Origin of the sequence: Kitasatospora setae KM-6054 (assembly GCF_000269985.1) — a bacterium.
GTDB classification, from domain to species: Bacteria; Actinomycetota; Actinomycetes; order Streptomycetales; family Streptomycetaceae; genus Kitasatospora; species Kitasatospora setae.
Genome location: NC_016109.1, coordinates 8246332 through 8269426 on the forward strand (window position 1 = coordinate 8246332; position 23095 = coordinate 8269426).

A 23095-nucleotide genomic window follows, 5' to 3' on the forward strand; every position below is an offset into this window, starting at 1 on the left:
GGGAAGGGCCTCAGCAGTGGCCGGCCGGTTCGGAGACGCGGCAGGCGTTGTCGGTGAACGCGTTGCCGGTGCCCCGCGGGTCCCGGTCGGCGAGGTCGGCGGGCAGGTTGCCGTCCAGCGCGTTGCCGGTGACGGTGGCCCGGGCGTTCGGCGCGCCGACCGCGCTCGGGTACAGCACGACGCCGCCCGACATCGGGGACGCCCCGCTGTGGTCGGTGATCCGGTTGCCGGAGACCGTGACGTCCTCGGTGCCGGTCAGCAGGATCCCGGTGCCCTGGACGGAGTCGAGCCGCGGGATCGGCGGGCAGTACCGGTTGTTGGCCCGCACCACGTTGTCCCGGACGGTCAGCGCCCCGGCCCGCGGCACCCCGTCGTCGCCGACCACGAACACGCCGCCGCAGTTCCCGGACACCAGGTTGGCCTCCGCGGTCAGCCCGCGGACCCGGCGCAGCTGCAGGCCGATCCGGTTGCCGGTCAGCCGGTTCTCCGACACCTCGGTGCCCCGGGTCTCCAGCGCGCCGCCCTTGCGGTCGTACCAGTTGGCGACGAAGATCCCGGCCTGGCCGTTGTCCCGGGCCTCGTTGTCGGTCAGCGCGGTCCGGGTCGACATCTCGACACTGATGCCCTGCATGCCGTTGTCGCGCACCGACACCCGGCGCACCGTCAGCCGGTCGGTGACGGCCGCGCCGATGCCGTTGCGCGGGAAGCCCGCCACCGTCAGCGACTCCACCACCGCCCCCGACAGGGTGCGCACCGGCGCGCCCCGGTCGTCCGAACTCCCGGTCACGCAGACGCCGTTGCCGGCCTGCGCGCAGGAGCCGCGGTCGGCCGGGTCGGGCACCAGGACGGTGCCGGCGCCCTGGCCGCGCAGGGTCACGCCGTCGGTGGCCAGCGTCACGCTGCCCGGGTAGCGGCCCGCGGCCAGCTCCACCACGTCGCCCGGGGCGGCCGCGTCGAGCGCGGCCTGCACCGAGCCGCCGGGCGCGACCCGGTGCACGGTCCGCCCGGTCGGGGCGGTCGCCGCCGGGGCGGCGGCCAGCGCGGTGGGCACCGAGGCGGCGCAGGACAGCAGGACGGCGGCGGCCCGGACGAGCGGGCGCGCCGGAGTGCGGAGAGGAGTCATCGAAGAGCAGCCGGCTTCCAGAAGTCGCGGACGTGGACGGCGAGCGGGCACGTCCACCGCCTCGAAGCTAAGGTCGCGCCCCGGCCCCGGCCAGCCGGGCGCGCGCACCCGGGTTGCCCGCACCCGCCGACCGGGTGGCACCGGACGACGGCACCGGGGCCGCGCCGGGAGGGCGGTACCACCCGTACACCCGATCGGGGGGATCTGCGGCCGGGCACCGGGCCCGCACCTGCGGGCCGAACCACTATGGACCCATGGACACCCAGAACGGACGAACCGCCGAACCGACCGGACTCCTCCCCGCCGACCCCTTCGCCGAGCCCTTCACGGGCTCCCTCACCGACTCCCTCAGCGACTCCCTCACCGACCCCTTCGGCTTCGCCGAGCCGCTCGCCGAGCTCATCGAGGGGGCCCGGCCGGACGAGGAGGAGGACCCCGGCTGGGACTACGAGGACGTCATCCTCCGGTCCGTCAACTGAACGCCCGCCGCGCGGCGGAGGACCGCGACACCGAGGCGCCCGTGTTCCCGCCGGCCGGCGGGAACCCGGGCGCCTCGACGTTCGGGCGGTGCGGCGGTCAGTAGCGGTACGCCTTCACCACCACCGGGATCAGGTTCACGTCCTTGCCCAGCTTGCTGAACACCACCGGGTTGGCGGTCGCGCCGCCCGCGAGGTGCTCCACGCCGACCACCTGGCTGTCCACGCTCTTGCCGGTGTTGTCGGTGAAGTCGACCTGGACCGCGTAGGAGCGGGTCTCCTGGGTGCTGTTGGTGACCGTGACGATCGCCGCCGTCAGGTCGCCGGACGTCGAGTTCGGCACCCCGGTCAGCGTCACGTCCGTCATCGCGTTGCCCGCGTCCGGGACGGCCGCCAGCACCTCGGCCGCCTTCGCCCGGGTGCTCTCCAACTGGGCGTTGGCCGAGGCCTCGAACGAGGCGGCGCGCTCCGAGGCGGACGCCTCCGCCGCCGACGCCGAGGCCAGCGCCGACCCGTGCGCGGAGGCGAAGGCGGACGGCGGCTTGCCCGAGAAGCTCGCCGTCTCCGGCGCCCCGACCGTGAACGTCGACATCGCGGCCTGCACCGGGTCCTCGCCCGAGGTGCCGCCGCAGGCCGCGACCACCGTGATCCCGGCGGCCGCACCGGCCACCGCCAGCGACACCCGCAGGCCGCGCCGCCCCGGGCGCCGCCCCGGACGCTCCGGCGGCTCCACCCGGCCCTGCCGGACCAGCCCCCGGTCCGAACCGTTCCGCTCCGCGTCTCGCATCGCGATGCACCCTTTCGCTCAGAACCGCGCCGGCCCCGTGCGCGCCGCGGTCGTTGGGTCGTTCCGTCGTCCTGCTGTTCGGCCGTCCCGGGGGCCCGCGGCCCGTGTCCGGACGCGCGTCCGCCCTACGCCCCCATCGTCGGAGCCCGGTGGGGCCCGGGGCCAGCGGCGTTGCGCCATTGGGGGGAGCCGGACGGGCCGTCAGATCGGCGGCACCGACGGCGAGATACGTATGACCGGTCACCGCCCCGGCACCGGAGGCGGTGGTGACGGCAGTGCTGACGGCAGTGCTGACGGCAGCGGTGACGGCGGTCCGGCGGACCGGGACGGGAGGGCGGCGGTGGGGGAGCGGCGGATCGTACGGCGGTGGCCGAGCTGGGGCGCGCTGGCGGGGGCGGTGGTGTTCTACTGCCTGTCCTTCACGCCCTCCCTGCTGCCCCGCCCCTGGTATCTGCAGGCCGCCGCGGGCGCGATCACCGCCGCGTTCGGCTACGGCATCGGCGCGTTCCTCGGCCACCTCACCCGGGCCTGCGGGCTGCGGCTGGAGGGCCGGGCCCGGCCGGTCGCCCGCTGGGCGCTGGTCGGGGTCGGCTCGGCCGCGGTGGTGACGGCCACCGCGTGGAGCGTCCGCTGGCAGGGCGACCTGCGGCGGGCCGTCGGCATGGACCCGCGGATCTCCTGGTGGCAGTGGGCCCTGGTGCTCCCCGTCGCGCTGCTGCTCGGCGCGCTGCTGGTGCTGTGCGCCCGGACGGTCCGGCTCGGCACCGACCGGCTGCGCGCGGTCCTCGGCCGGGCCGTCCCGAACTGGGCGGCCGCCGCCGGGGCCGCCGCGCTCGCCACCGTGCTGGTGGTCGGCTTCGTCGAGGGCTTCCTGCTGCGCGGCCTGCTCGACCTGGCCGAACGCGGCGCCGCCCTCACCGACCGCTCCACCAGCCCCGGCACCGTCCGGCCGACCTCGCCGACGCTCTCCGGCAGCCCCGCCTCGTACGAGAGCTGGGACAGCCTCGGCGCCAAGGGCCGCGACTTCGTCGGGAACGCCCCCACCGCCGCGCAGATCTCCGGCTTCACCGGCCGCCCCGCCAAGGACCCGGTGCGGGCCTACGTCGGACTGCGCTCGGTCGACGGCACCTCCTTCGCCGAGGGCGCCCGGACCGGCGCCGGCCTGCGCGAACGCGCCCGGCGCGCGGTCGCCGAACTCGAACGGGCCGGCGGCTTCGAACGGAAGGTCCTGGTGGTGCTCGGCACCACCGGCAGCGGCTGGGTCAACGAGAAGATCGCCAAACCGGTGGAGTACCTGTACGACGGCGACAGTGCCGAGGTCGCCTACCAGTACTCGTACCTGCCGAGCTGGATCTCCTTCCTCACCGAGGGCGAGGCGACCGACGCCGGCCAGGCCCTCTACGACGCGGTGCGCGCCCGCTGGTCGCAACTGCCCGCCGCCTCCCGGCCCCGGCTGATGGTGGCCGGCGAGAGCCTCGGCTCGTACGCCACCGAGCGGGCCTTCCCCGGCGGCGTCCCGCAGCTCACCGAGCAGACCGGGGGAGCGCTGCTGGTCGGCCCGACCCCCGACAACCCGCTGCGGGAGGACGTCACCGACGCCCGGCAACCCGGCAGCCCGGTCTGGCGGCCGGTCTACCAGGAGGGGCGGAACGTCCGCTTCGCCCAGCTGCCGTCCGACTTCGCGGTGCCGGCGGACGCGCCCTGGGAACAGACCCGGGTCGTCTACCTGCAGAACGGCAGCGACCCGGTGGTGTGGTGGGAGCCCGCGCTGATCTGGCGCAAGCCGCAGTGGCTCGAAGGACAGCGCGCCCACGACGTCTCCCCGACCATGCGCTGGTACCCGCTGGTGACGTTCTGGCAGGTCACCTGCGACCTGGCGGCCTCCGAGGCGGTCCCCGAGGGGCACGGGCACCGCTACGGGCTGATGCCCGCCGAAGCCTGGGCGCGGATCGCCCCGCCCGCCGGGTGGACCGAGCAGGACACCGACCGGCTGGTCGGGTACCTGGCGGACCACCCCTGACGGGCGGGGCGGGGGCGTGTGCGTCCGGCGCTCTCTCGTGCGTGCCGCGTGCGCCGCGTGTGCCGCGTGCGCCGCGCGTGCTGTGTGCGTCGCGCGTGCCGCGCGTCAGTGGTGCGCGGGCGCCTTGGCGGGTTCGGCCGACGGGTGGTCCGCGACCGGGTGCTCGGCGGCGCCCTTCCGCTCGCGCAGCAGGCGGTGGGCCAGCGCGGCGGCCGCCAGCAGCAGAGCCGCCGAGACCCAGGCCGCGACCGTCACACCGTGCACGAACGCGCTGTCCGCGTTGGCGATCAGCTGCTCGGCCGGGCCCGCCGGGAGGGCGGCCGCGGACTCCTGGGCACCGCCCAGCGACTCCTCGGCCTGCGCGGCCAGCGCCGGGTCGACGCCCGCCGGAACGGACAGCGAACCCGCGTACAGCGCCGTCACGATCGAGCCGACCAGGGCGATGCCCAGCGCCGCGCCCAGCTCGTACGCCGTCTCCGACACGGCCGAGGCGGCACCCGCCCTGTCGGCCGGGGCGGCGCCCAGCACCAGGTCCGAGGAGAGCGTGTACACCACGCCCTCGGCGGTGCCCAGCGCCAGGAAGGACGAGCCGAGCAGCAGGTAGGCGCTGTCCACCCGGATGAAGCCCAGCACGCCGATGCCCAGGCCCATCACGAACAGGCTCACCGTCAGCACCCGGCGGGCGCCCGCGCGCCGGACCAGGCGGGCCGTCAGCAGACCGCCCGCCACCGAGCCGACGAAGGCCGGCAGCTCGGCGAAGCCCGCGTGCAGCGGGGAGTAGCCGCGGACCAGCTGCAGGTACTGCGACATGAAGAAGATCACACCGGAGAGGCCGATCAGGCAGATCAGTGAGGACACCACCGCCGCCGTGAACCGCGCGTTCCGGAACAGCCGGACGTCCAGCAGCGGGGTCTCCAGCCGGAGCTGGCGCCGGACGAACAGCGCCAGCGCGGCCGCGCCCAGCGCGAACACCAGCGGGGTCGTCCACGACTCCAGGCCGTGCACGGCGAGCTCCTTGACGCCGTACACCGCGCCGATCACGCCGGCCATCGACAGCAGCACGCTCAGCACGTCCCACCGGCCCGGTCGCGGATCGCGCGACTCCGGCAGCAGCCAGGCGCCGAACACCAGCAGCAGCACCATCACCGGCAGGTTCAGCAGGAACACCGAACCCCACCAGAAGTGCTCCAGCAGCACGCCGCCCACCAGCGGGCCCAGCGCGGCACCGGCCGCGGCGCCCGCGCCCCAGACGCCGATCGCGGTGGCCCGCTCCCGCGGGTCCGGGAACAGCGTGCGGATCAGCGACAGCGTGGACGGCATGATCGTCGCACCGGCCACCCCCAGCAGCGCCCGGGCCAGCACCAGCCAGCCGGGGCCCGGCGCGTACGCCGCCAGCAGCGAGGCCGCGCCGAACGCGACCGAGCCCGCCAGCAGCACCCGCTTGCGGCCCAGCCGGTCGCTGAGCGCGCCCATCGACACCAGCAGGCCGGCCAGCACGAAGGAGTAGACGTCGCCGATCCACAGCAGCTGGGTGCCGGACGGGCGGAGGGTCTCGGTGATCGAGGGGATGGCGAGGGAGAGCACCGTCGCGTCCACCGCCACCAGGGTGACGGCGAGCACGAGGACGCCGAGACCGGCCCAGCGGTGGCCGGACCGGGCGACGAGGGTGGAACTCATGGGGTATCAGGTCTCCGTAGAGCACCGCCGAGGAACAGCTCGGCGAGCGAGAACGCGCTTTCGCGAGGGGCGAGCCGGCCTTCCTGCACGGCCCAGCCGATGCCGGCCACCAGGTCGAAGAACGCCTCGCTCAGCCAGGCGGCCGAGAGCTCGACCCGGAACACCCCCTCCTGCTGCCCGCGCAGGAACAGCGCGCGGACCCGGGCGTCCTGGAGCTCCCAGAGGTCGTTGATCTCCTCGTGGTCGTACAGCTGGTTCTCCCCGGCGAGGAAGGCGCACAGCGCGGCATCCGGGACCACCGCGTCCACCAGGCGGCGCAGCGCGGCCTCGGCGTTGCCCTCCTCGACCCGCGCGGTGTCCAGCGCGGCGGAGAAGCGGCGCAGGCCGAGGGCGCCCACCTCCAGGATCAGCGCCTCGCGGCCCGGGAAGATCCGGTGCAGCGTGGCGCGGCTGATGCCGGCGGCGCGGGCGATCTCGTCGAGGTGGGCCGTCGGGCGCCGGGACAGGATGCCCACGGCCGCCTCAAGGACGGAGTCACGGTCGGTTGCCATGAGAAGAGGATAGCGCATATGAGACATTGATGTCTCAATTTTTCTTCCTGTGTCTCACGGAGGGGGTGGGGGAGGGGGTGCCTTCGGTGGGTGGCGCGGTGGCGCGGGGGCGCGCGGGGTCCGGACATGCCGAAGACCCCGCGCGGGGCGCGGGGTCCGGGAAGTGCGGGGCGTGTGGGCTGCGGGGGCTCGTGGGGCCGGGGCGGCGGCCCGCCGGCCCGGTCAGCTCTGGTTGTAGAAGCCCGTCTCGTCGAGCGGGCGGTCGATGACCATCACCTCGACGTCGGCCGGGGTGAGCAGGAACACCCGGCGGGCGATCCGCTCGATACCGCCGCGGGTGCCGAAGATCAGACCGGAGGCGAAGTCGACCATCCGCTTGGCCTCGGCGTCGTCCATCTCGGTGAGGTCCATCACCACCGGGGTGGCGGCGCGGATGTGCTCACCCACGGTGCGGGCGGCCTCGAAGCCGGTCGGCCGGAGCGAGACGATCTTGGTGGGGCTGCTCTGGACGCTGCTCGGCAGCGTCTCCTCGCCCTCCCACTGCTCCTCGTACACCGCGGCCGGGTAGCTGCCGGAAGGCATCAGCCACCCGTTGTGGTGCTCGTCGCGAAGTGCTCCCATTGACCGCGCCTCCCTGTCTCGTTCCGTACTCGTCCCCCGGGGGACGACGGGTCGTTTTGACACGTCATCCACTTGTTGGAACTGTCCGAGTATCGCACTGATCACCGTGGATGTGCCCGCTTGCGCCCACCGGACGGGTTGTGGCGCGGGGGAGGATCCGTGGTCGCCCGGATACCCGCAACGACGCGACCGGCCGGTGAACGGTTGCGCGTGACGACCCTATCGGTGGTGCTCCGAGGCTAGTTGACTGGCTGTCAACAATCATGTAACGGCTTCACCTCGAGGTGGCGGGTCGCCGCCGGGGGGCGCGCGGACGCGGCCGGGCGCCGTACCGGGCGAAGGCCGTGCGGGGCAGGGGCCGTTGGGGCGTGCGAGAGGGGTGTGCGTGCCGCCGGACGGGCTACTCGCCGGTGGCGCCGTCGATCCGCTCCCGGAGCAGGTCGGCGTGGCCGTTGTGGCGGGCGTACTCCTCGATCATGTGCACCAGGATCCAACGCAGCGTCACGTCGTTGCCGCGCCACCGGCTTGCGCCGACCGTGTCCAACGACACACTGGCGGCGGCCGAGCGGGCGAACGCCACCTCCGCCTGCCAGAGCGCGCTGTCGGTGACCGGGTCGGCCCCGTCCACCAGGTCGAAGTCGCCGTCCGGGAACTCCTCGGTCCAGTAGCCGCCGGCCGGATCCAGGGCCTGCCCGGCCAGCACCTTGCGGAACCAGTGGCGCTCCACCTCCGTCATGTGCCGCACCAGCCCGAGCAGCGACAGCGAGGACGGCGGACAGGCGCGCTCGCGCAGCTGATCGGGGGTCAACCCCTCGCACTTGAGGGCGAGCGTGGAGCGGTGGAAGTCCAGCCAGGCGCCGAGCATGGCCGCTTCGTCGGCGGCGAAGGGCGGGCTGACCCGATCGGTGCCGGTGCTCGCGGCAGTGCCGGTGCCCGTGCTCGTGCTCGTGCCCGTGTTCGCGTTCGCGTTCGAGGAGGTGTCCGTCATGCGGACATGGTGGGGCAGAACGGATCGGATGGGCGAGTCCTTTTCGGGCCGAGGGCGCTCGGGCGGACCGGAAGCGGCGGTTGCCGTGGTAGGAAGAGCCGACCATCGGCGCGGTGGGACGGGGAGGGGCACGGACGTGCGCAAGGCGGTGACGGGGACGCAGCTGATGCTGCGCCTGCTGCTCGAACTGGCCTCGCTGGTCGCGCTGGCGATCGGCGGCTACCGGGCCTGGCCGGACGGCCCGGTAGCGCTGCGGGTGCTGCTCGCGCCGGCCCTGCCGGCCCTGGCGATCGTGCTGTGGGGCCGCTACGCGGCGCCCCGGCGGCCGGTGCGCGACTCGCCGGCGCTCTGGTACGGAGTGCAACTGCTGGTCTGGGGCGGCGCGGTCGCGCTGCTCGCGGTCGGCGGCTACCCCGGCTGGGCACTCGGCCTCGGCGCCGTGATGGCCGTCAACACGGTGGCGCTGCGGTCCCTCGGCGAGTGGTCGCCCGCGATCGAGCGCTAGGACGGTCCGGCCCGGCCCCGGTTCCGGTCCCGTCGAGCTGTGCGTCGCGGGCCGTGGGCGGGGGCGGGGCGCGGTCAGGTGGAGCGGCGCGGGCGGGCGCGCCACAGCTTGACGGCGCTGTACACGCACATCGCGACGATCACCGCGGCGGAGAGCAGGAACGTCGGCGAGGTCGGCGAACCCGCGCTCGCCCCCGCCACCACGTACGCGGTGGTGCTCGGCAGGACGCCGAGCGCGGTGCCCGCCAGGTAGGGCCAGAACCCGACGCCGGAGAACGCGCACGCGAAGTTGCCGGCCTGGAACGGCGCCCCCGGGAACAGCCGGACCAGCAGCACGCTGCGGAACCCCCGCTCGGACAGGCGGCGGTCGATCTCCGTCAACACCCTGCCGCGCACCAGCGGCCGCAGCGCCTCGCGCCCCAGCGAACGCCCCAGGGCGAACGTCGCCGCCGCGCCGACCACCGACCCCGCGACCGCCAGCGGCACGCCCCCCAGCGAACCGAACAGCAGCCCCATCCCCGCGTTCAGCGCCGGACGGGGCAGGAATACCAGCGTGCCGAAGGCGTACGCGAGGAGCGCGACCGGGACCCGCCACGGCCCCGAAGCGGTCGACAGCACGGCGGACGGATCCCACAGCAGCAGCGAGGCCGAAGCGGCGGCGAGCAGGGCGAACAGCGCGCCGAGCCGGAGCAGCGCCCCGCGACCCGGACGGCGCCCCGGCGGCCGGGCCCCGCCGACCGGGGCCTCGGGACCGACGGGCGGCACGGACGTCGCGGAGGCCAGGGACGCCACGGAGACTGTGGCGGCCTCGGCGGGGGTGTCCGGGACGGTCATGGCGGCCGAGGCGGCCGAGGTGACGGGCGCGGGCGGGGGCTGCGGGGCGGACACCCGGGGAGCTTAACCGGTCGTCCGCCGTCCCCACCCGCCCGGGGGTGCGGGCGGTGCGGTTCAGGAAGCGGGGCGGCGCAGCCGCTTGAGCAGGGCGATGTCGGCCGCGTGGCGGGCGCCCTCGATCCGGTCGGGGTCGTGGCGGCCGTCCGGGGTCTCGATGATCAGCGGGACGCCGGCGGTCGCGGGGTGCGCGAGCAGCGCCGCGAACGCGGCCGTGCCGATGTGGCCGGCGCCGATGTTCTCGTGGCGGTCCTTGCGGGCACCCGTGACGTCCTGCGAGTCGTTGGCGTGGATCAGTCGCAGCCGTCCGGGGCCGACCGCCCGGTGCAGGGCGTCGAAGAGCTCGTCGACCCCGCCCGGTGCGGCCAGGTCGTGGCCGGCCGCGAAGGCGTGGCAGGTGTCCAGGCAGACGCCGACCAGCGGGTGGTGCTCCAGGGCGTCCAGGTAGGCCGCCAGGTCGTCCATCCGGGAGCAGAGCGAGCTGCCCTGCCCGGCGGTGGGCTCCAGCAGCAGCCACGGGGCGTCGGCGCCGTACCGGTCGAGGCCGTCCAGGATCGGCAGCACCTGGGCCCGGACCTGGGCGAGCGCCTCCGCGCGGGTGCCGCAGAGCGCGGACCCGGTGTGCACGACCGCGCCGAGAGCGCCGATCGCCGCCGAGCGGTGCAGTGAGTGGGTCAGCGACTCGGCGGACTTCTCCCGGGTCGCGGCCGAGTCGGAGCCGAAGTTGATCAGGTACGGCGCGTGCACGTACGCCGGAACGCCCCGCTCGGTGCAGGCCGTCCGGAAGGCCAGGTCCTGAGCGGGGTTCCCGGCCGGAGTCGCCCACCCGCGCGGGTTGGCGACGAACACCTGCACCGCCTCCGCCCCGACCTTCTCGGCGTAGGCCAGCCCCGTCCCGGCCAGCCCCCTCCCGGCGACGGGGACATGGGCACCGATCGGGTTGCGCGGGGCGGAATCCATCTCAGGAGCATCGCACGGCAGGATGGAAGCGCAGATCACCGGGGCGGCGCGACGGGGGAGCGGGTGGGCCCGACGGCCGGTCGGCCGGTGTGATTGGTGTGCTGGTGGGCCGGTGGGCCGGTTGGGTCGGTTGGGCCGGGTCGGACGGAGGAGAGTCAGGCGGATGGGCGAGTCACTGGCGCGGGCGCAGCGCGAGCACTGGGAGCGGACGTACCGCGCCCACCCCGGCATGTACGGCGAGCGGCCGTCGGAGTCGGCCGAGTACGCCGCGACGGTGTTCCGCCCCGGCGGAACGGTACTGGAGCTCGGCGCCGGGCACGGGCGGGACGCCCTCTTCCTCGCCCGCTGCGGCTTCACGGTCGTCGCGGCGGACTTCAGCCCCGTCGGCCTGGCCCAGCTCGCCGAACGGGCCGCCGCCGACGGGCTGGCAGTGCGCACGCTGGTCCAGGACGTCCGCGAGCCGCTGGGCCTGCCCGACGGATCGGTCGACGCGGTGTACGCGCACATGCTGTTCTGCATGGCCCTGTCCACGGCCGAGCTGGAAGCCCTGGTGGCCGAGGTCCGCCGGGTCCTGCGACCAGGCGGCACCCTGGTGTACACCGTCCGGCACACCGGCGACGCGCACTACGGGGCCGGGACGGGACACGGCGACGACATCTGGGAGCACGGCGGCTTCGCGGTGCACTTCTTTCCGGCGGAACTGGTCGACCGCCTGGCGACCGGCTGGACCCCGCCGCGGACCGAGCCGTTCGAGGAGGGGGACCTGCCGCGCCGGCTCTGGCGGGTGACCCAGCGGCGACCGGACTGACGCCCTACCGCCGTCGAGCCGTCCAGTTGCAGGGCCCCGGGGCAGGCGAGGGGCCGCGGACCGCAGGGCAGCGGCGGCGGGTGGTTTCCGTCGCGGACGTGCCGAGGGGCGCGGGAGTGGATCTCCCGCGCCCCTCGACGGACGTCCGCCCGCCCATGGTCCGGCCGTCCGTCAGTGGGTCGGCTCCAGGGAGCCGGAGGCCGCGACGGGGGAGCCGGTCGCGTTGCGGTGGCGCATCGCCGCCGCGGACGGGATCAGCGCGGCCGCCAGCAGCGTGACCGCGACGAAGGAGACCGTCAGCGAGCTGGCCTGGGCGATGCCGCCGACCACGGCCGGGGCCACCAGGCCGGAGGTGTAGGTGATGGTGGCGACACCGGCGATGGACTGGCTCGGATTGCTGCCCGCCCGGCCCGCGGCGGCGAAGGCCAGCGGGACGACCACGGCGATGCCGATGCCGATCAGCGCGAAGCCCGGGATGGCCACGTACGGCGTGTCCGCGACCACCACCAGCAGGCCGCCGGTGGCGGCGACTACGCCGCTCAGGCGGACGGCGCGCACCGGGCCGAGCCGGCGGACCACCGCGTCACCGGCCAGTCGGGCCGCGGCCATGGTGGCGGAGAAGGCGGTGAAGCAGGCGGCGGCGAGGGAGGCGGAGGCGCCGGTGATGTCACGGAGGTAGACCCCGCTCCAGTCCATCGAGGCGCCCTCGGCGAACACCGCGCAGAATCCGACCAGGCCGATGACCAGGGCTTCCTTCGGGGGCAGCGCGAACCGCGGCGGGGCCTCCTCGCCCGCGGTCGGCCGGACGTCCAGGACTCCGCGGGACACCACCTGGGCGAGCACCGCCAGGATCGCCGCGGTCACCGCGCACTGCAGGCGGGCGTCCACGTGCTGGTGGGCCGCCAGCACGCCGAACCCGGAGGCGACCAGGCCGCCGACGCTCCACATGCCGTGCAGGCCGGACATGATCGACCGGCCGAGCCGCTCCTCGACCTCGACCCCCTGCGCGTTCATCGCGACGTCCGACATGCCGGCCGTCGCGCCGTAGAGGAACAGCGACAGGCAGAGCACCACCAGGTGCGGGGAGAGCGCGGGTAGCGCCAGGGCCAGGCACCACAGCGTCAGCAGGCCCTGCAACGCCGTCCGGGCGCCCAGGCGGTGCACGATCCGGCCGGCCAGCGGCATCGCCACCGACGCGCCGATGGCCGGGAACACCAGCGCGAGCCCGAGCTGGCCGGGGCTCAGGTCGAGGTGGTCCTTGATCCACGGGATGCGGGTGACGAAGGTGCCGGTGACGGCACCGTGAACGGCGAAGACCAGCGCCACGCTCACCCTGGCGCGCTGGACGTCCTTGAGAGTTCCGCCCATGCCGGGGTCCCCCTTGGGTCGATCGGATGGCAATAAACTATCAGGGACCCTGCCTGATAGAAACCTCTGGAAGGATGCAGGCTCATGACGACCGCTCGCACCGCCACGCCGAGCACCGCCCGGGCCATCAACGACCGGCTTGCCCTCGACCTGCTGCTCGAACGGGGCCCGCTCACCGCATCCGACCTGCGCACGCTGACCGGGCTCTCCCGGCCCACCGTCGCCGATCTGCTCGAACGCCTCCAGCGCAGCGGCCTGGTCGCCCACGCCGGCGAGAGCGCCGCGCTGCGCCGGGGCCCCAACGCCAGGCTGTACGAGCTGGTCGGCGACCGCGCGCACCTCGCCGGCATCGACATCCGCTCCACCGGCGTCAGCCTGGTGGTCGCCGACCTGACCGGCCGGACCCTCGGCACGGCCACCATCGCGGCCCCCGCACCCACCACCGCCCCCGGCACGGGAGACGGTGGTGGGGCGGACGCTGCCGGGGCGGGGGACGGCGACCTGCTGGTCGAACGGACCGTCGAAGCGCTGCTCGCCACCGCGGCCGAGGCCGGCGCCGGCGAACTCCACACCGTGGCCGTCGGCGCCCCGGGCCTGGTCGACCCGGCGACCGGTGCGCTCAACAACTCCGGCAAGCTGCCCGAATGGCACACCAAGCTGCTCGCTGCGCTCCGGGCCCGCCCCGGAACCGAGGTGATCCTTGAGAACGAGGTGAACCTCGCCGGGATCGCCGAGCACCGCATCGGCGCGGCCCAGGGCAGGCGGGACTTCGCACTGATCTGGCTGGGACACGGCGTCGGCGCCTCCGTGGTGCTGGACGGCCGCCTGCGCCGCGGGGCCTCCGGCGGCACCGGCGAGATCGGATTCCTGCCCGTCCCCGGAACCGCCGGACTGCCGGACTCCACGAAGTGCGACGGCGGCTTCCACTCCATGGTGTCGAGCGCGGCCATCTGCGAACTCGCCGCCCGCCACGGGCTCACCTCCGAGCCCGGCACCGGAAGCGGGCACGACTGCGAGGCATCCGGTGACGAGCGCGGTGAAGAGCGCGGTGAAGAGCACGGTGAATGGCTCGGCGAAGGGCGGGAGCCCATGGCCGAGGCCGTGGTGCGGCGGGCTGTCGAGACCGGCGCCGACGGCTTTCTGGACGAACTGGCCCTGCGGATCGCCGTCGGCGCCTCCGCGATCTGCGTCGTACTGGACCCGGGGTGCGTGGTGCTGGGCGGCGAGATCGGGCAGGCGGGCGGCCCGGAACTGGCCGACCGGGTCGAACGGCACCTCGCCCGGCTGTCCCCGCTCGCCACCGAGGTGCGGGCCGGCACCGCGGGCGGCGGCGCTGTGCTGGCGGGCGCGGTCCTGACCGCCGGGGACGCGGTACGGCGGGAGCTGTTCGGCGGCGAGTGAGACCACCCCTGGGGTGGTCCGTCGTACCGAGGTCCGACCCGGCGCTGTTCGCCCCGCCGTCGGACGCCCCTACCCCGTCCGTCCTGGTGGTCGAGTACCCCACCGCGCACCGCGATCGGGCCCGTGTGCCACCGGTGGGGGCCGAATCGGCTCGCGCCCGCCCGTCGGTGCCGCCTCACCGCAGCGGATGGTGGGGTGTGCGTGGGGAGGGGCGCCGGTACGGCAGGATGGCGGGGGCTGCCAGTTCCGCCAGTTCCGTCCTCGAAACGCCCCGGAGTCGCATCGATGGTCATGTCCGACCGACCCGTCCACCCGTACCGCATCGGCGAGGCCGCCTCGATGCTGGGGGTGAGCGCCGACACCATGCGGCGGTGGGTGGACGCGGGCCGGCTGCCGGCGATGCGTGACGAGCACGGCCACCGGATCATCGCCGGGGCGGAACTCGCGGCGTTCGCACGGGAGCTGGCGCGGCCGGAGAACGGTGAGGTGGAGGGGCGCTCCTCGGCCCGGAACCGGTTCCCCGGGATCGTGACCGCGGTCGTCCTCGGAGACGTCGCCGCCCAGGTGGAGATCCAGGCCGGTCCGTTCCGGGTGGTTTCCCTGATCAGCCGAGACTCGGCCGAGGAACTCGGCCTCGTCCCCGGAGCGCCAGCGACCGCGGTGATCAAGTCGACCAACGTGGTCGTCGAGCGGCGCTGAGACCGGACCGGGCCGCACGGAGCTCCCCGCCCTTCCGGCCCCGGCCCCGGCCCCGTGTCGGTCGGGGTCGGTACGGGGTTGTCCGGTTGGTACCGGTGGCCGGGAGCGGACCGCGAACTGACGCCGCCTAGGATGCGGGGGTCTGCGGTCGACCGGTGGTGGGGCGGCCAGTGCTGTGAGTGTTCCGACCGTGCGAGAGGACGATTCCGTTGAAGAGCCGCGTGCGCGCCGTTGCCCACCGTGGTGACCCGTACCTGCACCGCGAGAACACCCTGCCGGCGGTCAGCGCGGCCCTCGCCGCGGGAGCCGACGCCGTCGAGGTCGACGTCCAGCTGACCCGCGACGAGGTGCCCGTCCTGCTCCACGACCGCACCCTCGAACGCCTCTGGGGCGACCAACGCCAGATCGGCCGCGTGACGCTCGACGAGCTGGCGGAAGTGGCCTCCCCGGGGCTCCGGATCCCCACTCTCGCCGAGGCGCTGCAGGCCGTCGCCGCCACCGAAGGTGCCCGGCTGATGATCGACCTGGACGACAGCGGCCCGGCCGCCGCCACCTGGCAGGCCGTCAGCGACCTGGGAATGGCGGACCGCGTCGCCTTCTGCGGTCCGGTCGTGGCCATGCTCGCCGTCCGCGAACTGGACGCCGACGCGGAGATCTCCCTGACCTGGAACCGCCTCCAACTGCCGAAGCAGCGACTGCTCGCCGAACTGGGCCCCAGCTACCTCAACCCGCCCTTCGGACTGGTCGACGAACGGCTGGTGGCCTCCGTCCACGACGCCGGCCTGGGCCTGGCGACCTGGACCGTGGACCTGCGCCGCACCATGCGGCGGATGCTCGCCCTCGGCGTCGACTCGCTGACCTCCAACCGGATCACCCTGCTGCGCCGCACGATCGACCAGCACCGGCCCTGACCCGCCGACAGCGCGACCCGCGCCCGGCCGAGCACCGTCGGCCGGGCGATCGACGCCCAGGCCCCAGGCGTCGAGGCCGTTGGCGCCGCAGCCCGGACACCGGTCGGTGCGGGGGCGGCTGGGGGTGTCCGCCCCGGATGCCGCTACCCCCGCCGCCGCCGCCGCGGACGGCCCGGGGCGGCAGCCCGCCGTGGCGCGCCGCGCCGTCAGCTCCTGCCAGTCGATGTGACCGCGGTCTGTTGAAATTGGACGATCATGGCGACGCATTGGCTGCGGAGGTGGCGGTGACGGCAGAGGGCTCCCCGAATCCGCAGGATCCGGGCGACCACCAGGACCCGTCGGTACCCAGCGGGGACGGTGATGGAGCCGAGGACTCCGCCAAACGGGCAGGCGGAGGGCAGCCGACAGAATCCGGCGGAGGAGACGGCCGCCCGCAGCCGCCGGAGCAGGCAGCGGGCCGTCGACCGAAGGCCCCTGCCGGTCGTGCCACGGCTTCGAACGGACCCTCGCGAGAACCGACATCAAGTGGAGCTCCCTTCCTGGAGGTCGGGGGGATGACGGGACCGGCGCCCGTGTCGGCGACGGTCGGCAGCGGCCCGGACAACCGACGGCCGGCCCAGATGCTGCCGCCGGCGGTCCGATCGGCCGCCGCCTGGTCCACGGCGGTGATCCTCTTCATCACCGTGGGCGCGTTCGCCGTCTTCGTCGTGGTGGAGCTGCGGGCCGCGACCATTCCGATGGTGATCGCGCTGCTGGCGACGGCCCTGCTCTACCCGGTGATGCCCTGGTTCGTCCGCCGGGGCGTCAAACGAGGTGTAGCAGCAGGGCTGACCTGCGCGATCCTGGTCCTGGTGGTCACCGGGGGGATCGCGCTGCTGGTCAATTCCCTGGTGAACAGCGCGCCGCAGATCGCCTCCGGCCTCCAGCAGGCGGGCGATCGCATCGCCTCCTGGCTGGGACCGTTCGGCGACAAGGTCCAGTACGCGCTCAAGGAGAGCTCGGGCTCCGGGAGCACCCTGGTGGACTCGCTGGCCAACGGAGTCCTGTCCGGACTCGGCCTGGTCACCCAACTGCTGACCGGGGGCGTGCTCGCCCTCGCACTGGTCTTCTTCTTCCTGCGCGACGGCCACCGTTTCGGTGACGCGATGCACGAGCTGATGCCCGGCCGGCATGCCGACACGGTGATCGCCTGTGGTCAGCAGGCCTTCACGGCCATGGCCGGCTTCATGCGGGGGACCACCCTGATCGCCCTGATCGACGCCACGTTCATCTCCATCGGGTTGCTGGTCCTGGGAGTCCCCGGAGCGGCCGGACTCGGTGCACTGGTCTTCATGGGCGCCTACATTCCTTTCGTCGGTGCCTTCCTGTCGGGAACGGTGGCCGTCCTGGTGGCCCTCGCGAACGGCGGCCTCGGTACCGCCCTGTGGGCCCTCGGGGTGGTGCTGGCGGTGCAGGCGATCGAGGGGAACATCCTCCAACCCCTCATCCAGAGCCGGACGGTCGAACTGCACCCCGCCACCATCATGATCGCGGTGGTGGCGGGCTCAGGGATCGCCGGAATCATCGGTGCCCTGCTCGCGGTGCCGGTCAGCGCCGCCGGGCTCGGGGTGGTCTCCGTCCTCCGGGGCGGTGTGGAGCGCTCCGGAGCGCCCGGCGGCCATCGGAAGCGCCACCGGATCGAATCCTGAGCACCCAGGGCGCAGGCCCACGGGTTCGTCGGTGTGCACGGTGCGCCCGCCGGAGCCGCTGGCTCCGGCCTGACGGTCAGGGAGCGGGGAAGTAGGCGGCCATCCAGCGGTCCACCTCGGCGAACACCTCGGCGCGGACCGATTCGGCCGACAGGACCAGGTCGTGCACCCCGCCCTCCACCCGGACTGTGGTGACATGCCGGCCGAGACGTGGGGCGAGCGCGGCGATGTCATCGGCGCGCAGCACCGCGTCGGTGTGCATCAGGGCCGGATCCCACCGGTTGGTGACGGTGGACGCGGTGGAGGCCATCAGCAGGACCGGGCAGTCGACCGAGAGGCCGCGGCGCACCTGCCGGTGCCCCCGCTGGATCGCTGCCAGCCACCCGGCGAACATCGGGAACCCCTCGGCCGGCTTCAGGGCGAGGTCGAACTCCCAACTGCCGCGGTGGTTCCGGTGCAGGCTGTGCACGTAGTGCGGATTGAGCGGAGCGGGCAGCTTGCGCGTCGGTGCGGCCCGCCCGATGAAGTCGAGCGCGGGGGCGCCCAGGGTCCGGACGGCCGGCGAGGCGGGCATCGACAGGAACGGGCTGTTGAGGACCAGCCCGTCGACCAGCCCGCGACCGACCCGGCGGGCCGCCCACAGGGCCGCCACCAGCCCGCCCGTCGAGTGCCCGTTCACCAGGAGCCGGGTGTGGCCGTCGAGCTCGCGGATGATCCGGACCGCCTCGTCCAACTCCTCGTCGTACGCGGCGAGATCCGTCACGAAGTTGGGGGAGTGGTGCGGGCGGAGCGACCTGCCGTACTTGCGGAGGTCCAACGCGTAGAAGGAGAAGCCGGCAGCTGTGAAGTGGTCCGCGAGGTGGGTCTGGAAGAAGTAGTCGTTGTAGCCGTGCAGGTACAGTACCGCCTGCCTCGACCCCTCGACCAGCCGACGGACCAGGGTGGCGCTGACCTCCCCCTCCTCGTCCGGGATCAGTGGGAGCTCCGCCGCTTCGTACGGGGCACCCAGGATGTCTTCGTGGAACTCCATGCCAGCCACATCCGTTTCCTGGACCGCTGCGCCGCCCCGGACCCTCCCGGGCGGTACCACCTCCGCGACCATACCGGTCGGTAGGAGCCTTCGTTTGGGAAGACCGCCCTGCTGGGGCCTAAGCTGCCCGCATGGCTGTTCCTTCGTCGATCGTTCTCCGCGCCGCCACTTCCCGGAGGCGCGGCCGATGAGCGACATCGACGGGTCGGACCCGCGGCCGGTGGAGCGCGAGGTGGCGCTGGGCACGGCGAAGCTGGTGCCCGACATCGATGTCGAGGGCGGCTGGCTGCTCACTCTCGACGGTACCCCGCAGTCGTACGTCGACCTCCAGGACCCGACGCACCTCGAGTTCGAGTACGTGCAGCGGATCGCGCACCTGCTGGACGTGGTCGCAGACCCCGGCGAACCGCTGGACGTGCTGCACCTGGGCGGTGGCGGTCTCACCCTGCCCCGGTACCTGGCGGGCACCCGCCCCGGTTCGCGGCAGCAGGTGGTCGAAGTGGACGGTCCGCTGACCGAGTTCATCGCCGAGCACCTGCCCTGGCCCTCCGGTATCGACGTGACGGTGGGTGACGCGAGGGCCGCCCTCGCATCCGTGCCGGCCGCTGGTTTCGACGTGGTGGTGGCCGACGTGTTCCGGGGTTCGCGGACGCCGGCGCACCTCACCAGTGTCGAGTTCGTACGCCAGGCCGCTGCCGCGCTCCGGCCCGGCGGCTGTTACGCGGCGAACCTGGCGGACGGTCCGCCACTCACGTTCGCCAAGGCCCAGACCGCCACGGTCGCGGCGGTGTTCACGTACGTCTGTCTGGTGGCCGAGCCCGCAGTGCTGCGGGGGCGGCGCTACGGGAACGTGCTGCTGATCGGCTCCGACGAGCCCCTCCCCACGGGGGAGTTGACCCGACTGCTCGCCGCCGACCCGTTTCCCGCCAGGCTGACGGAGGCGCCTGAGCAGGCGACGGAGCCGGTCACGGACGAGACGGCTGAGGACTCCCCGCCTCCGCCCAGCGGAGCGTTCTCGCTGGAGTGAGCCGGAGCGGTCATGTGACGGGACGTCGTACTGGAAGTCGTACCTGATGGGAGGTTCTCCTCGTCGTGTGGGGAGAGCAGAAGCCGTTCGGCGCCGGCCGGCGGAAGGCGTGAGGTGGGCCAGGGACGGAGCGGCGGCCGGGGAGGGGAGGCCGGAGGCCAGCCGCGCCCGGTCAGACGGCGGAGAGGACCAGGCGGTGGGTGCGGTCGCGGTAACCGACCAGTTCCAGGGCGCCGACCACGGGATGGTTGCAGAGATCGGTTTCGGCACGGATCACCTCGGCATCGGTTTCGGCAGCCAGGATCCGGGTGGCCTCGGCGAGGACCTCGGCGGCGAATCCCATGCCCCGGAATTCGGGCAGGACGCCGAAGTGACCCACCACCGGTACGACTGAGTTGTGCGAGGGGATGGCGAAGCCGACCACCCGCCCTGACAACGTACGGGCTATTCGCCACCAGGACCGCTCGCCGGGCATTTCCCAGTGATAGAAGGAGACCTCGCTCCGGGCATGGGCCTCCGCGCCGACCAGGAACACCTCCCGAGTGGATGCCACGTCCAGGCTGCGCTGTGAAGTCCGGCGGAAGAGGTCGACGAAGACCTCGTCGTCGGGCTCGGAAGTGAAGAACAGCCGATTGGACAGGGCCGGGACAGGACGATCGGTTTCCCATTCGAATCTGAGTCGTTCGGCAGTCAGGCGCAGGCCCGCCGCTTCGGCCGCCTGGCGGCGCCATGCGACCGAAGCGGCGATCGCAGGATGATCACGCCAGTCGGGCGGTAGGAACAGGTGGTAGTCGGGCGCGGGGGTCAGCCCGTCGGCCGCGAACACCTGATGCGCGGCAGTGAGCAGAGCGGCGGCGACCGCACTGCGGGGGTCGGTGGTCGGCCGAGGGCCGCGGGGCAGTCGGCGGGCCTGGGGAAGAGGGCCCGAGATCGCATCGGACCTGGCGAACAGCGCGTCCAGATTGCTCGGACGGGGGTCGGTGGGGCTGCCCCACCAGATGGCGACAGCCAGCGGGGCCTGGCCAGGGGCGGGCTCCGCCACCCAGATCCAGCCGGGCCGGTACTCGCCATCGGCCAGGCGCGCACGGACCGTGTCGGCGGAGACCGCGGTGGACGGGTCGGGCCTGATCTGGGCCAGTACGGCGTTGATTTCCTGCGGAACGATCGGACGGAAGATCACGGTGCCTCCGGGAAAGGGATTGGGAGGCGCGGAACCCGATCGTGGCGGTCCGCCGCGCTAGCGCGCGAGGGCGGACCGAGTGGAAGGCGCGGCGATCGGGAGCGCCATGACGTGGCTGCGGATTATTGGAACCATCACGGGACTCCTCTCGGAACGTGGCAGCGCGGGCCATGGGCGTGGCCGGGTGAATGCCTGGTGGGCCGACTGCGGTAGGTACTCCGTCGCCGACGATGCCCACAGGTTAGGAGAGTGGAGGATCGCCTGCAAATTATTATTCGGCCGAGATTTCCGGGCAGCTCGCCAGGGTCGATTGCAGGTTACGCAGAACTGCCCGAAAGAGTGAACCAAGGGGCTGGGAGCGAAGGAGAGGGTTACTTCGAATCCTGCCGCGGTAATTGCTCGGACAGCGGCAGGACCACGAGAAGGGGGTGCGGTGGTGTCCTCGACGTTCGGCGGCCCGGCAAGGGCTCAGGCGCGACCGATCAAGGCGAAACCCGCACGGATGACGGCGGAGCGGACCTGATCCTCCGGCAGGGGCTCGGTGGATTCGATCGTCACCTGGCCGGACTTCGCGTCGGCGGTGACATCGGTGACGCCGTCCAGCGCGGTCAGGCCGGCGGTGACGGTCCGTTCGCAGTGGCCGCAGCTCATTCCTTCGACGGTGAAGACAGCGGTGGTGGGCATGGATGCCTCCATGGGGTCAGGGGTGGATCGGGATTCGGTGGACGGTCACACGGGACCGAAGGGTGCCGCACGGCAGAACGCATCCGATCGGGGCGGAGTACCGGGTCGCACCGGCGGATGCCTCCAACGAGTGGCGCACTGCACGGGAGTTCGCCGAGGGCCGGCAGTCGGGCCCGGTCCGGACCGAGTCTGCTGCTCGCCGGCCGAATTTCCGCAGCGCCCCCGATCTGGAAGAAATTTAATTATTGAATTCATAAAAATGTCCGGCTACGGTCATCAGCGTCGACAGCACCGATACGCGGGAGAGGTCGACACGACGAGGAGGAGAGCCATGACGGGGGAGACCACGAGCGCGGTCGGGAGCCGGGAGCCGGCGCTCGCTCCGCTGGACGTTTCGGCGGGACGGTTCGCCCTGTCCATCCTGCTCGGCTTGCTGGCCGGGCTGGTGCTGCAGACGTGGACGGTGGCTTTCCTCGGCCGCCTGGGGCCCGAGGCGCTGTACGTCCGATCCGTGTACACACCCGTCGGCTATCTCGTGCTCGCCGTCACGGAAGGGCTGGTGGTCGCCGCCCAGGTCTCCGCCGGCATCGCTGGCCGCACCGGTCGGGGGCGGTACGCGCTCGGATCCGTGCCGACCTTCTTCGCCGTCGGCGCCGGGCTGCTGGCGTTGCAAGCCGTGGTCGTGCTCGTGGCCGCGGGACCGTTCCTGACCGCCCTCGGAGTCGCCCCGGAGGCACGGCGCTCCGTACTGGTCTTCGTCGTGGCCGTTGCCGCGGCCTCCGTGCTCGGGCTGATCCCCTACCTCGGCACGGGCGTTCTGCGCGGGCTGGGCCACACCGGCCCGGCGGCCTGGCTCGGAGTGCTGTTCACCGCGCTCTCCATCGCCGGAACGACCGTGCTCCACGCCGTCACGGGGCTCGGCGTGCTCGCGGTGCCGTTCGGCGGCCTGCCGGCCACCGCCATCGTCGGCGCGGCAGTCGTGATCGTCCTCAAGCGCAAGGGGGTGGCCCGGCCCGTACTCGCCGGCAACCGGGACGCGGTGCGTGAACTCCTCGGCTTCGCCGCACCGGTGGCGGGCACGTTCCTGCTGCTGTCCACGGTGACCTTCGGCTACCTGCGAGTGCTGCGCGCGGCCGGGACGGCCGAGGTCGCCGGGTTCGCGCTCGGGCAGATGGCCGTCGGACTGCTGATGGTGATAGCCATGGCCGTCGGCTCGGGGGCGGCGATCGCGGTGACCCTCCGACCGGGAGACAGCCGACGGGGGATCAACTACGCCGGTCTGATCACCACCCTGCGGCTGTCGATCCCGCCGTACCTCCTGCTCGGGACCGCGGCATTCCTGTGCCGGGAGACGATCGCCCGCGCCCTGACCACCGATCAAGCCGCCGCTTCCGTCGCGGCCGAATACTTCGCCTGGGTCGGCCCCACCCTGGTGCTCTTCGGAGGGACGCTCGCACTGCTCGGCTATCTCGAGCAGATCGGCCGCGCGGGGGCGGCCTTCCTGCTGAACGTGGTGTACTTCGCGGCGATGTTGGGTGCCACGTTCCTCATACCCGGGCCCGTCGACGCCGGAGACCTGTCGAAGCTGATGGCAGTCGGCAACGTCCTCGGCTTCATCGGGCTCTGGTTCAGCGCGCGCTTTCTCGTCCTGCGTAGCTGAGGAACCGTTCCGTAGGGAGCCCGCCGGGGCGTCCAACGCTT

22 protein-coding genes are annotated in these 23095 nt (G+C 73.4%); 10 read left to right on the forward strand and 12 right to left on the reverse strand.

The features are described from left to right. Positions 1 to 10: 10 nt before the first annotated feature. A complete protein-coding gene (locus KSE_RS35870) occupies positions 11 to 1123 on the reverse strand; it encodes a right-handed parallel beta-helix repeat-containing protein (RefSeq protein WP_014140299.1) in 1113 nt (370 codons plus the stop codon). A gap of 254 nt (positions 1124 to 1377) precedes the next feature. Here KSE_RS35870 and KSE_RS35875 point away from each other — a divergent pair, with 254 nt between their 5' ends. Continuing rightward, positions 1378 to 1602 carry a hypothetical protein gene (locus KSE_RS35875; RefSeq protein ID WP_014140300.1) on the forward strand — a complete coding sequence of 75 codons (225 nt, stop codon included), beginning with the start codon at positions 1378 to 1380 and terminating at the stop codon, positions 1600 to 1602. Positions 1603 to 1699: 97 nt separating this feature from the next. Here KSE_RS35875 and KSE_RS35880 read toward each other — a convergent pair whose 3' ends face one another. Beyond that, positions 1700 to 2386 carry a hypothetical protein gene (locus tag KSE_RS35880; protein ID WP_051055566.1) on the reverse strand — a complete coding sequence of 229 codons (687 nt, stop codon included), beginning with the start codon at positions 2384 to 2386 and terminating at the stop codon, positions 1700 to 1702. A 340-nt stretch (positions 2387 to 2726) separates the two neighbouring features. Here KSE_RS35880 and KSE_RS46095 point away from each other — a divergent pair, with 340 nt between their 5' ends. After that, positions 2727 to 4406: an alpha/beta hydrolase gene (locus tag KSE_RS46095; RefSeq protein WP_033258311.1), complete on the forward strand. Its 1680-nt coding sequence runs from the start codon at positions 2727 to 2729 to the stop codon at positions 4404 to 4406. 105 nt (positions 4407 to 4511) lie between these two features. On the opposite strand, the gene KSE_RS35890 is transcribed toward KSE_RS46095, so the two are convergent. The 4 genes from KSE_RS35890 to KSE_RS35905 all read right to left on the reverse strand — a co-directional run bounded on the left by KSE_RS35890 (position 4512) and on the right by KSE_RS35905 (position 8243). Beyond that, positions 4512 to 6083 carry an MFS transporter gene (locus KSE_RS35890; protein ID WP_014140303.1) on the reverse strand — a complete coding sequence of 524 codons (1572 nt, stop codon included), beginning with the start codon at positions 6081 to 6083 and terminating at the stop codon, positions 4512 to 4514. Beyond that, positions 6080 to 6634, reverse strand: a complete 555-nt coding sequence (locus KSE_RS35895) for a TetR/AcrR family transcriptional regulator (RefSeq protein WP_033258312.1) — start codon at positions 6632 to 6634, stop codon at positions 6080 to 6082. The genes KSE_RS35890 and KSE_RS35895 overlap by 4 nt, the downstream gene beginning before the upstream one ends. 222 nt (positions 6635 to 6856) lie before the next feature. Further along, positions 6857 to 7255: a cell division protein SepF gene (locus KSE_RS35900; protein ID WP_014140305.1), complete on the reverse strand. Its 399-nt coding sequence runs from the start codon at positions 7253 to 7255 to the stop codon at positions 6857 to 6859. A gap of 400 nt (positions 7256 to 7655) precedes the next feature. Beyond that, positions 7656 to 8243, reverse strand: a complete 588-nt coding sequence (locus tag KSE_RS35905; RefSeq protein ID WP_014140306.1) for a DinB family protein — start codon at positions 8241 to 8243, stop codon at positions 7656 to 7658. Between the two features lie 136 nt (positions 8244 to 8379). Here KSE_RS35905 and KSE_RS43175 point away from each other — a divergent pair, with 136 nt between their 5' ends. After that, positions 8380 to 8748: a YrdB family protein gene (locus KSE_RS43175; RefSeq protein WP_014140307.1), complete on the forward strand. Its 369-nt coding sequence runs from the start codon at positions 8380 to 8382 to the stop codon at positions 8746 to 8748. A 74-nt stretch (positions 8749 to 8822) separates the two neighbouring features. Here KSE_RS43175 and KSE_RS35915 read toward each other — a convergent pair whose 3' ends face one another. Both KSE_RS35915 and KSE_RS35920 read right to left on the reverse strand, forming a co-directional pair. Next, complete coding sequence (locus KSE_RS35915) at positions 8823 to 9635, reverse strand: TVP38/TMEM64 family protein (protein ID WP_014140308.1); 813 nt, start codon at positions 9633 to 9635, stop codon at positions 8823 to 8825. A 60-nt stretch (positions 9636 to 9695) separates the two neighbouring features. Next, complete coding sequence (locus KSE_RS35920; RefSeq protein WP_014140309.1) at positions 9696 to 10598, reverse strand: deoxyribonuclease IV; 903 nt, start codon at positions 10596 to 10598, stop codon at positions 9696 to 9698. 163 nt (positions 10599 to 10761) lie between these two features. On the opposite strand from KSE_RS35920, the gene KSE_RS35925 reads away from it, so the two are divergent. Beyond that, positions 10762 to 11406 carry a class I SAM-dependent methyltransferase gene (locus KSE_RS35925; protein WP_014140310.1) on the forward strand — a complete coding sequence of 215 codons (645 nt, stop codon included), beginning with the start codon at positions 10762 to 10764 and terminating at the stop codon, positions 11404 to 11406. A 171-nt stretch (positions 11407 to 11577) separates the two neighbouring features. Here KSE_RS35925 and KSE_RS35930 read toward each other — a convergent pair whose 3' ends face one another. Next, positions 11578 to 12774, reverse strand: a complete 1197-nt coding sequence (locus tag KSE_RS35930; protein WP_014140311.1) for an MFS transporter — start codon at positions 12772 to 12774, stop codon at positions 11578 to 11580. Positions 12775 to 12858: 84 nt separating this feature from the next. Between KSE_RS35930 and KSE_RS35935 the strand changes: the two genes are divergently transcribed. The 4 genes from KSE_RS35935 to KSE_RS35950 all read left to right on the forward strand — a co-directional run bounded on the left by KSE_RS35935 (position 12859) and on the right by KSE_RS35950 (position 17473). Then, positions 12859 to 14175, forward strand: a complete 1317-nt coding sequence (locus tag KSE_RS35935) for an ROK family transcriptional regulator (protein WP_014140312.1) — start codon at positions 12859 to 12861, stop codon at positions 14173 to 14175. A gap of 285 nt (positions 14176 to 14460) precedes the next feature. Beyond that, the gene (locus KSE_RS35940) at positions 14461 to 14874 is read left to right on the forward strand and encodes a TOBE domain-containing protein (RefSeq protein WP_014140313.1); all 414 of its coding nucleotides are present in this window, start codon (positions 14461 to 14463) and stop codon (positions 14872 to 14874) included. A 209-nt stretch (positions 14875 to 15083) separates the two neighbouring features. Next, complete coding sequence (locus tag KSE_RS35945; protein WP_202523363.1) at positions 15084 to 15785, forward strand: glycerophosphodiester phosphodiesterase; 702 nt, start codon at positions 15084 to 15086, stop codon at positions 15783 to 15785. Between the two features lie 554 nt (positions 15786 to 16339). Further along, on the forward strand, positions 16340 to 17473 hold the full coding sequence (locus tag KSE_RS35950; protein ID WP_063747413.1) for an AI-2E family transporter: 1134 nt from the start codon (positions 16340 to 16342) through the stop codon (positions 17471 to 17473). Between the two features lie 76 nt (positions 17474 to 17549). On the opposite strand, the gene KSE_RS35955 is transcribed toward KSE_RS35950, so the two are convergent. After that, entirely contained in the window at positions 17550 to 18503 is a 954-nt protein-coding gene (locus KSE_RS35955) for an alpha/beta hydrolase (protein ID WP_033258313.1), read from the reverse strand. A 187-nt stretch (positions 18504 to 18690) separates the two neighbouring features. On the opposite strand from KSE_RS35955, the gene KSE_RS35960 reads away from it, so the two are divergent. Beyond that, on the forward strand, positions 18691 to 19530 hold the full coding sequence (locus tag KSE_RS35960; RefSeq protein ID WP_014140317.1) for a spermidine synthase: 840 nt from the start codon (positions 18691 to 18693) through the stop codon (positions 19528 to 19530). A gap of 172 nt (positions 19531 to 19702) precedes the next feature. On the opposite strand, the gene KSE_RS35965 is transcribed toward KSE_RS35960, so the two are convergent. Together KSE_RS35965 and KSE_RS35970 are read right to left on the reverse strand one after the other, a co-directional pair. After that, a complete protein-coding gene (locus KSE_RS35965; RefSeq protein ID WP_014140318.1) occupies positions 19703 to 20710 on the reverse strand; it encodes a GNAT family N-acetyltransferase in 1008 nt (335 codons plus the stop codon). Between the two features lie 468 nt (positions 20711 to 21178). Beyond that, the gene (locus KSE_RS35970; protein ID WP_014140319.1) at positions 21179 to 21394 is read right to left on the reverse strand and encodes a heavy-metal-associated domain-containing protein; all 216 of its coding nucleotides are present in this window, start codon (positions 21392 to 21394) and stop codon (positions 21179 to 21181) included. 331 nt (positions 21395 to 21725) lie between these two features. Here KSE_RS35970 and KSE_RS35975 point away from each other — a divergent pair, with 331 nt between their 5' ends. Next, on the forward strand, positions 21726 to 23054 hold the full coding sequence (locus tag KSE_RS35975) for an MATE family efflux transporter (RefSeq protein WP_014140320.1): 1329 nt from the start codon (positions 21726 to 21728) through the stop codon (positions 23052 to 23054). Positions 23055 to 23095 lie beyond the last annotated feature (41 nt).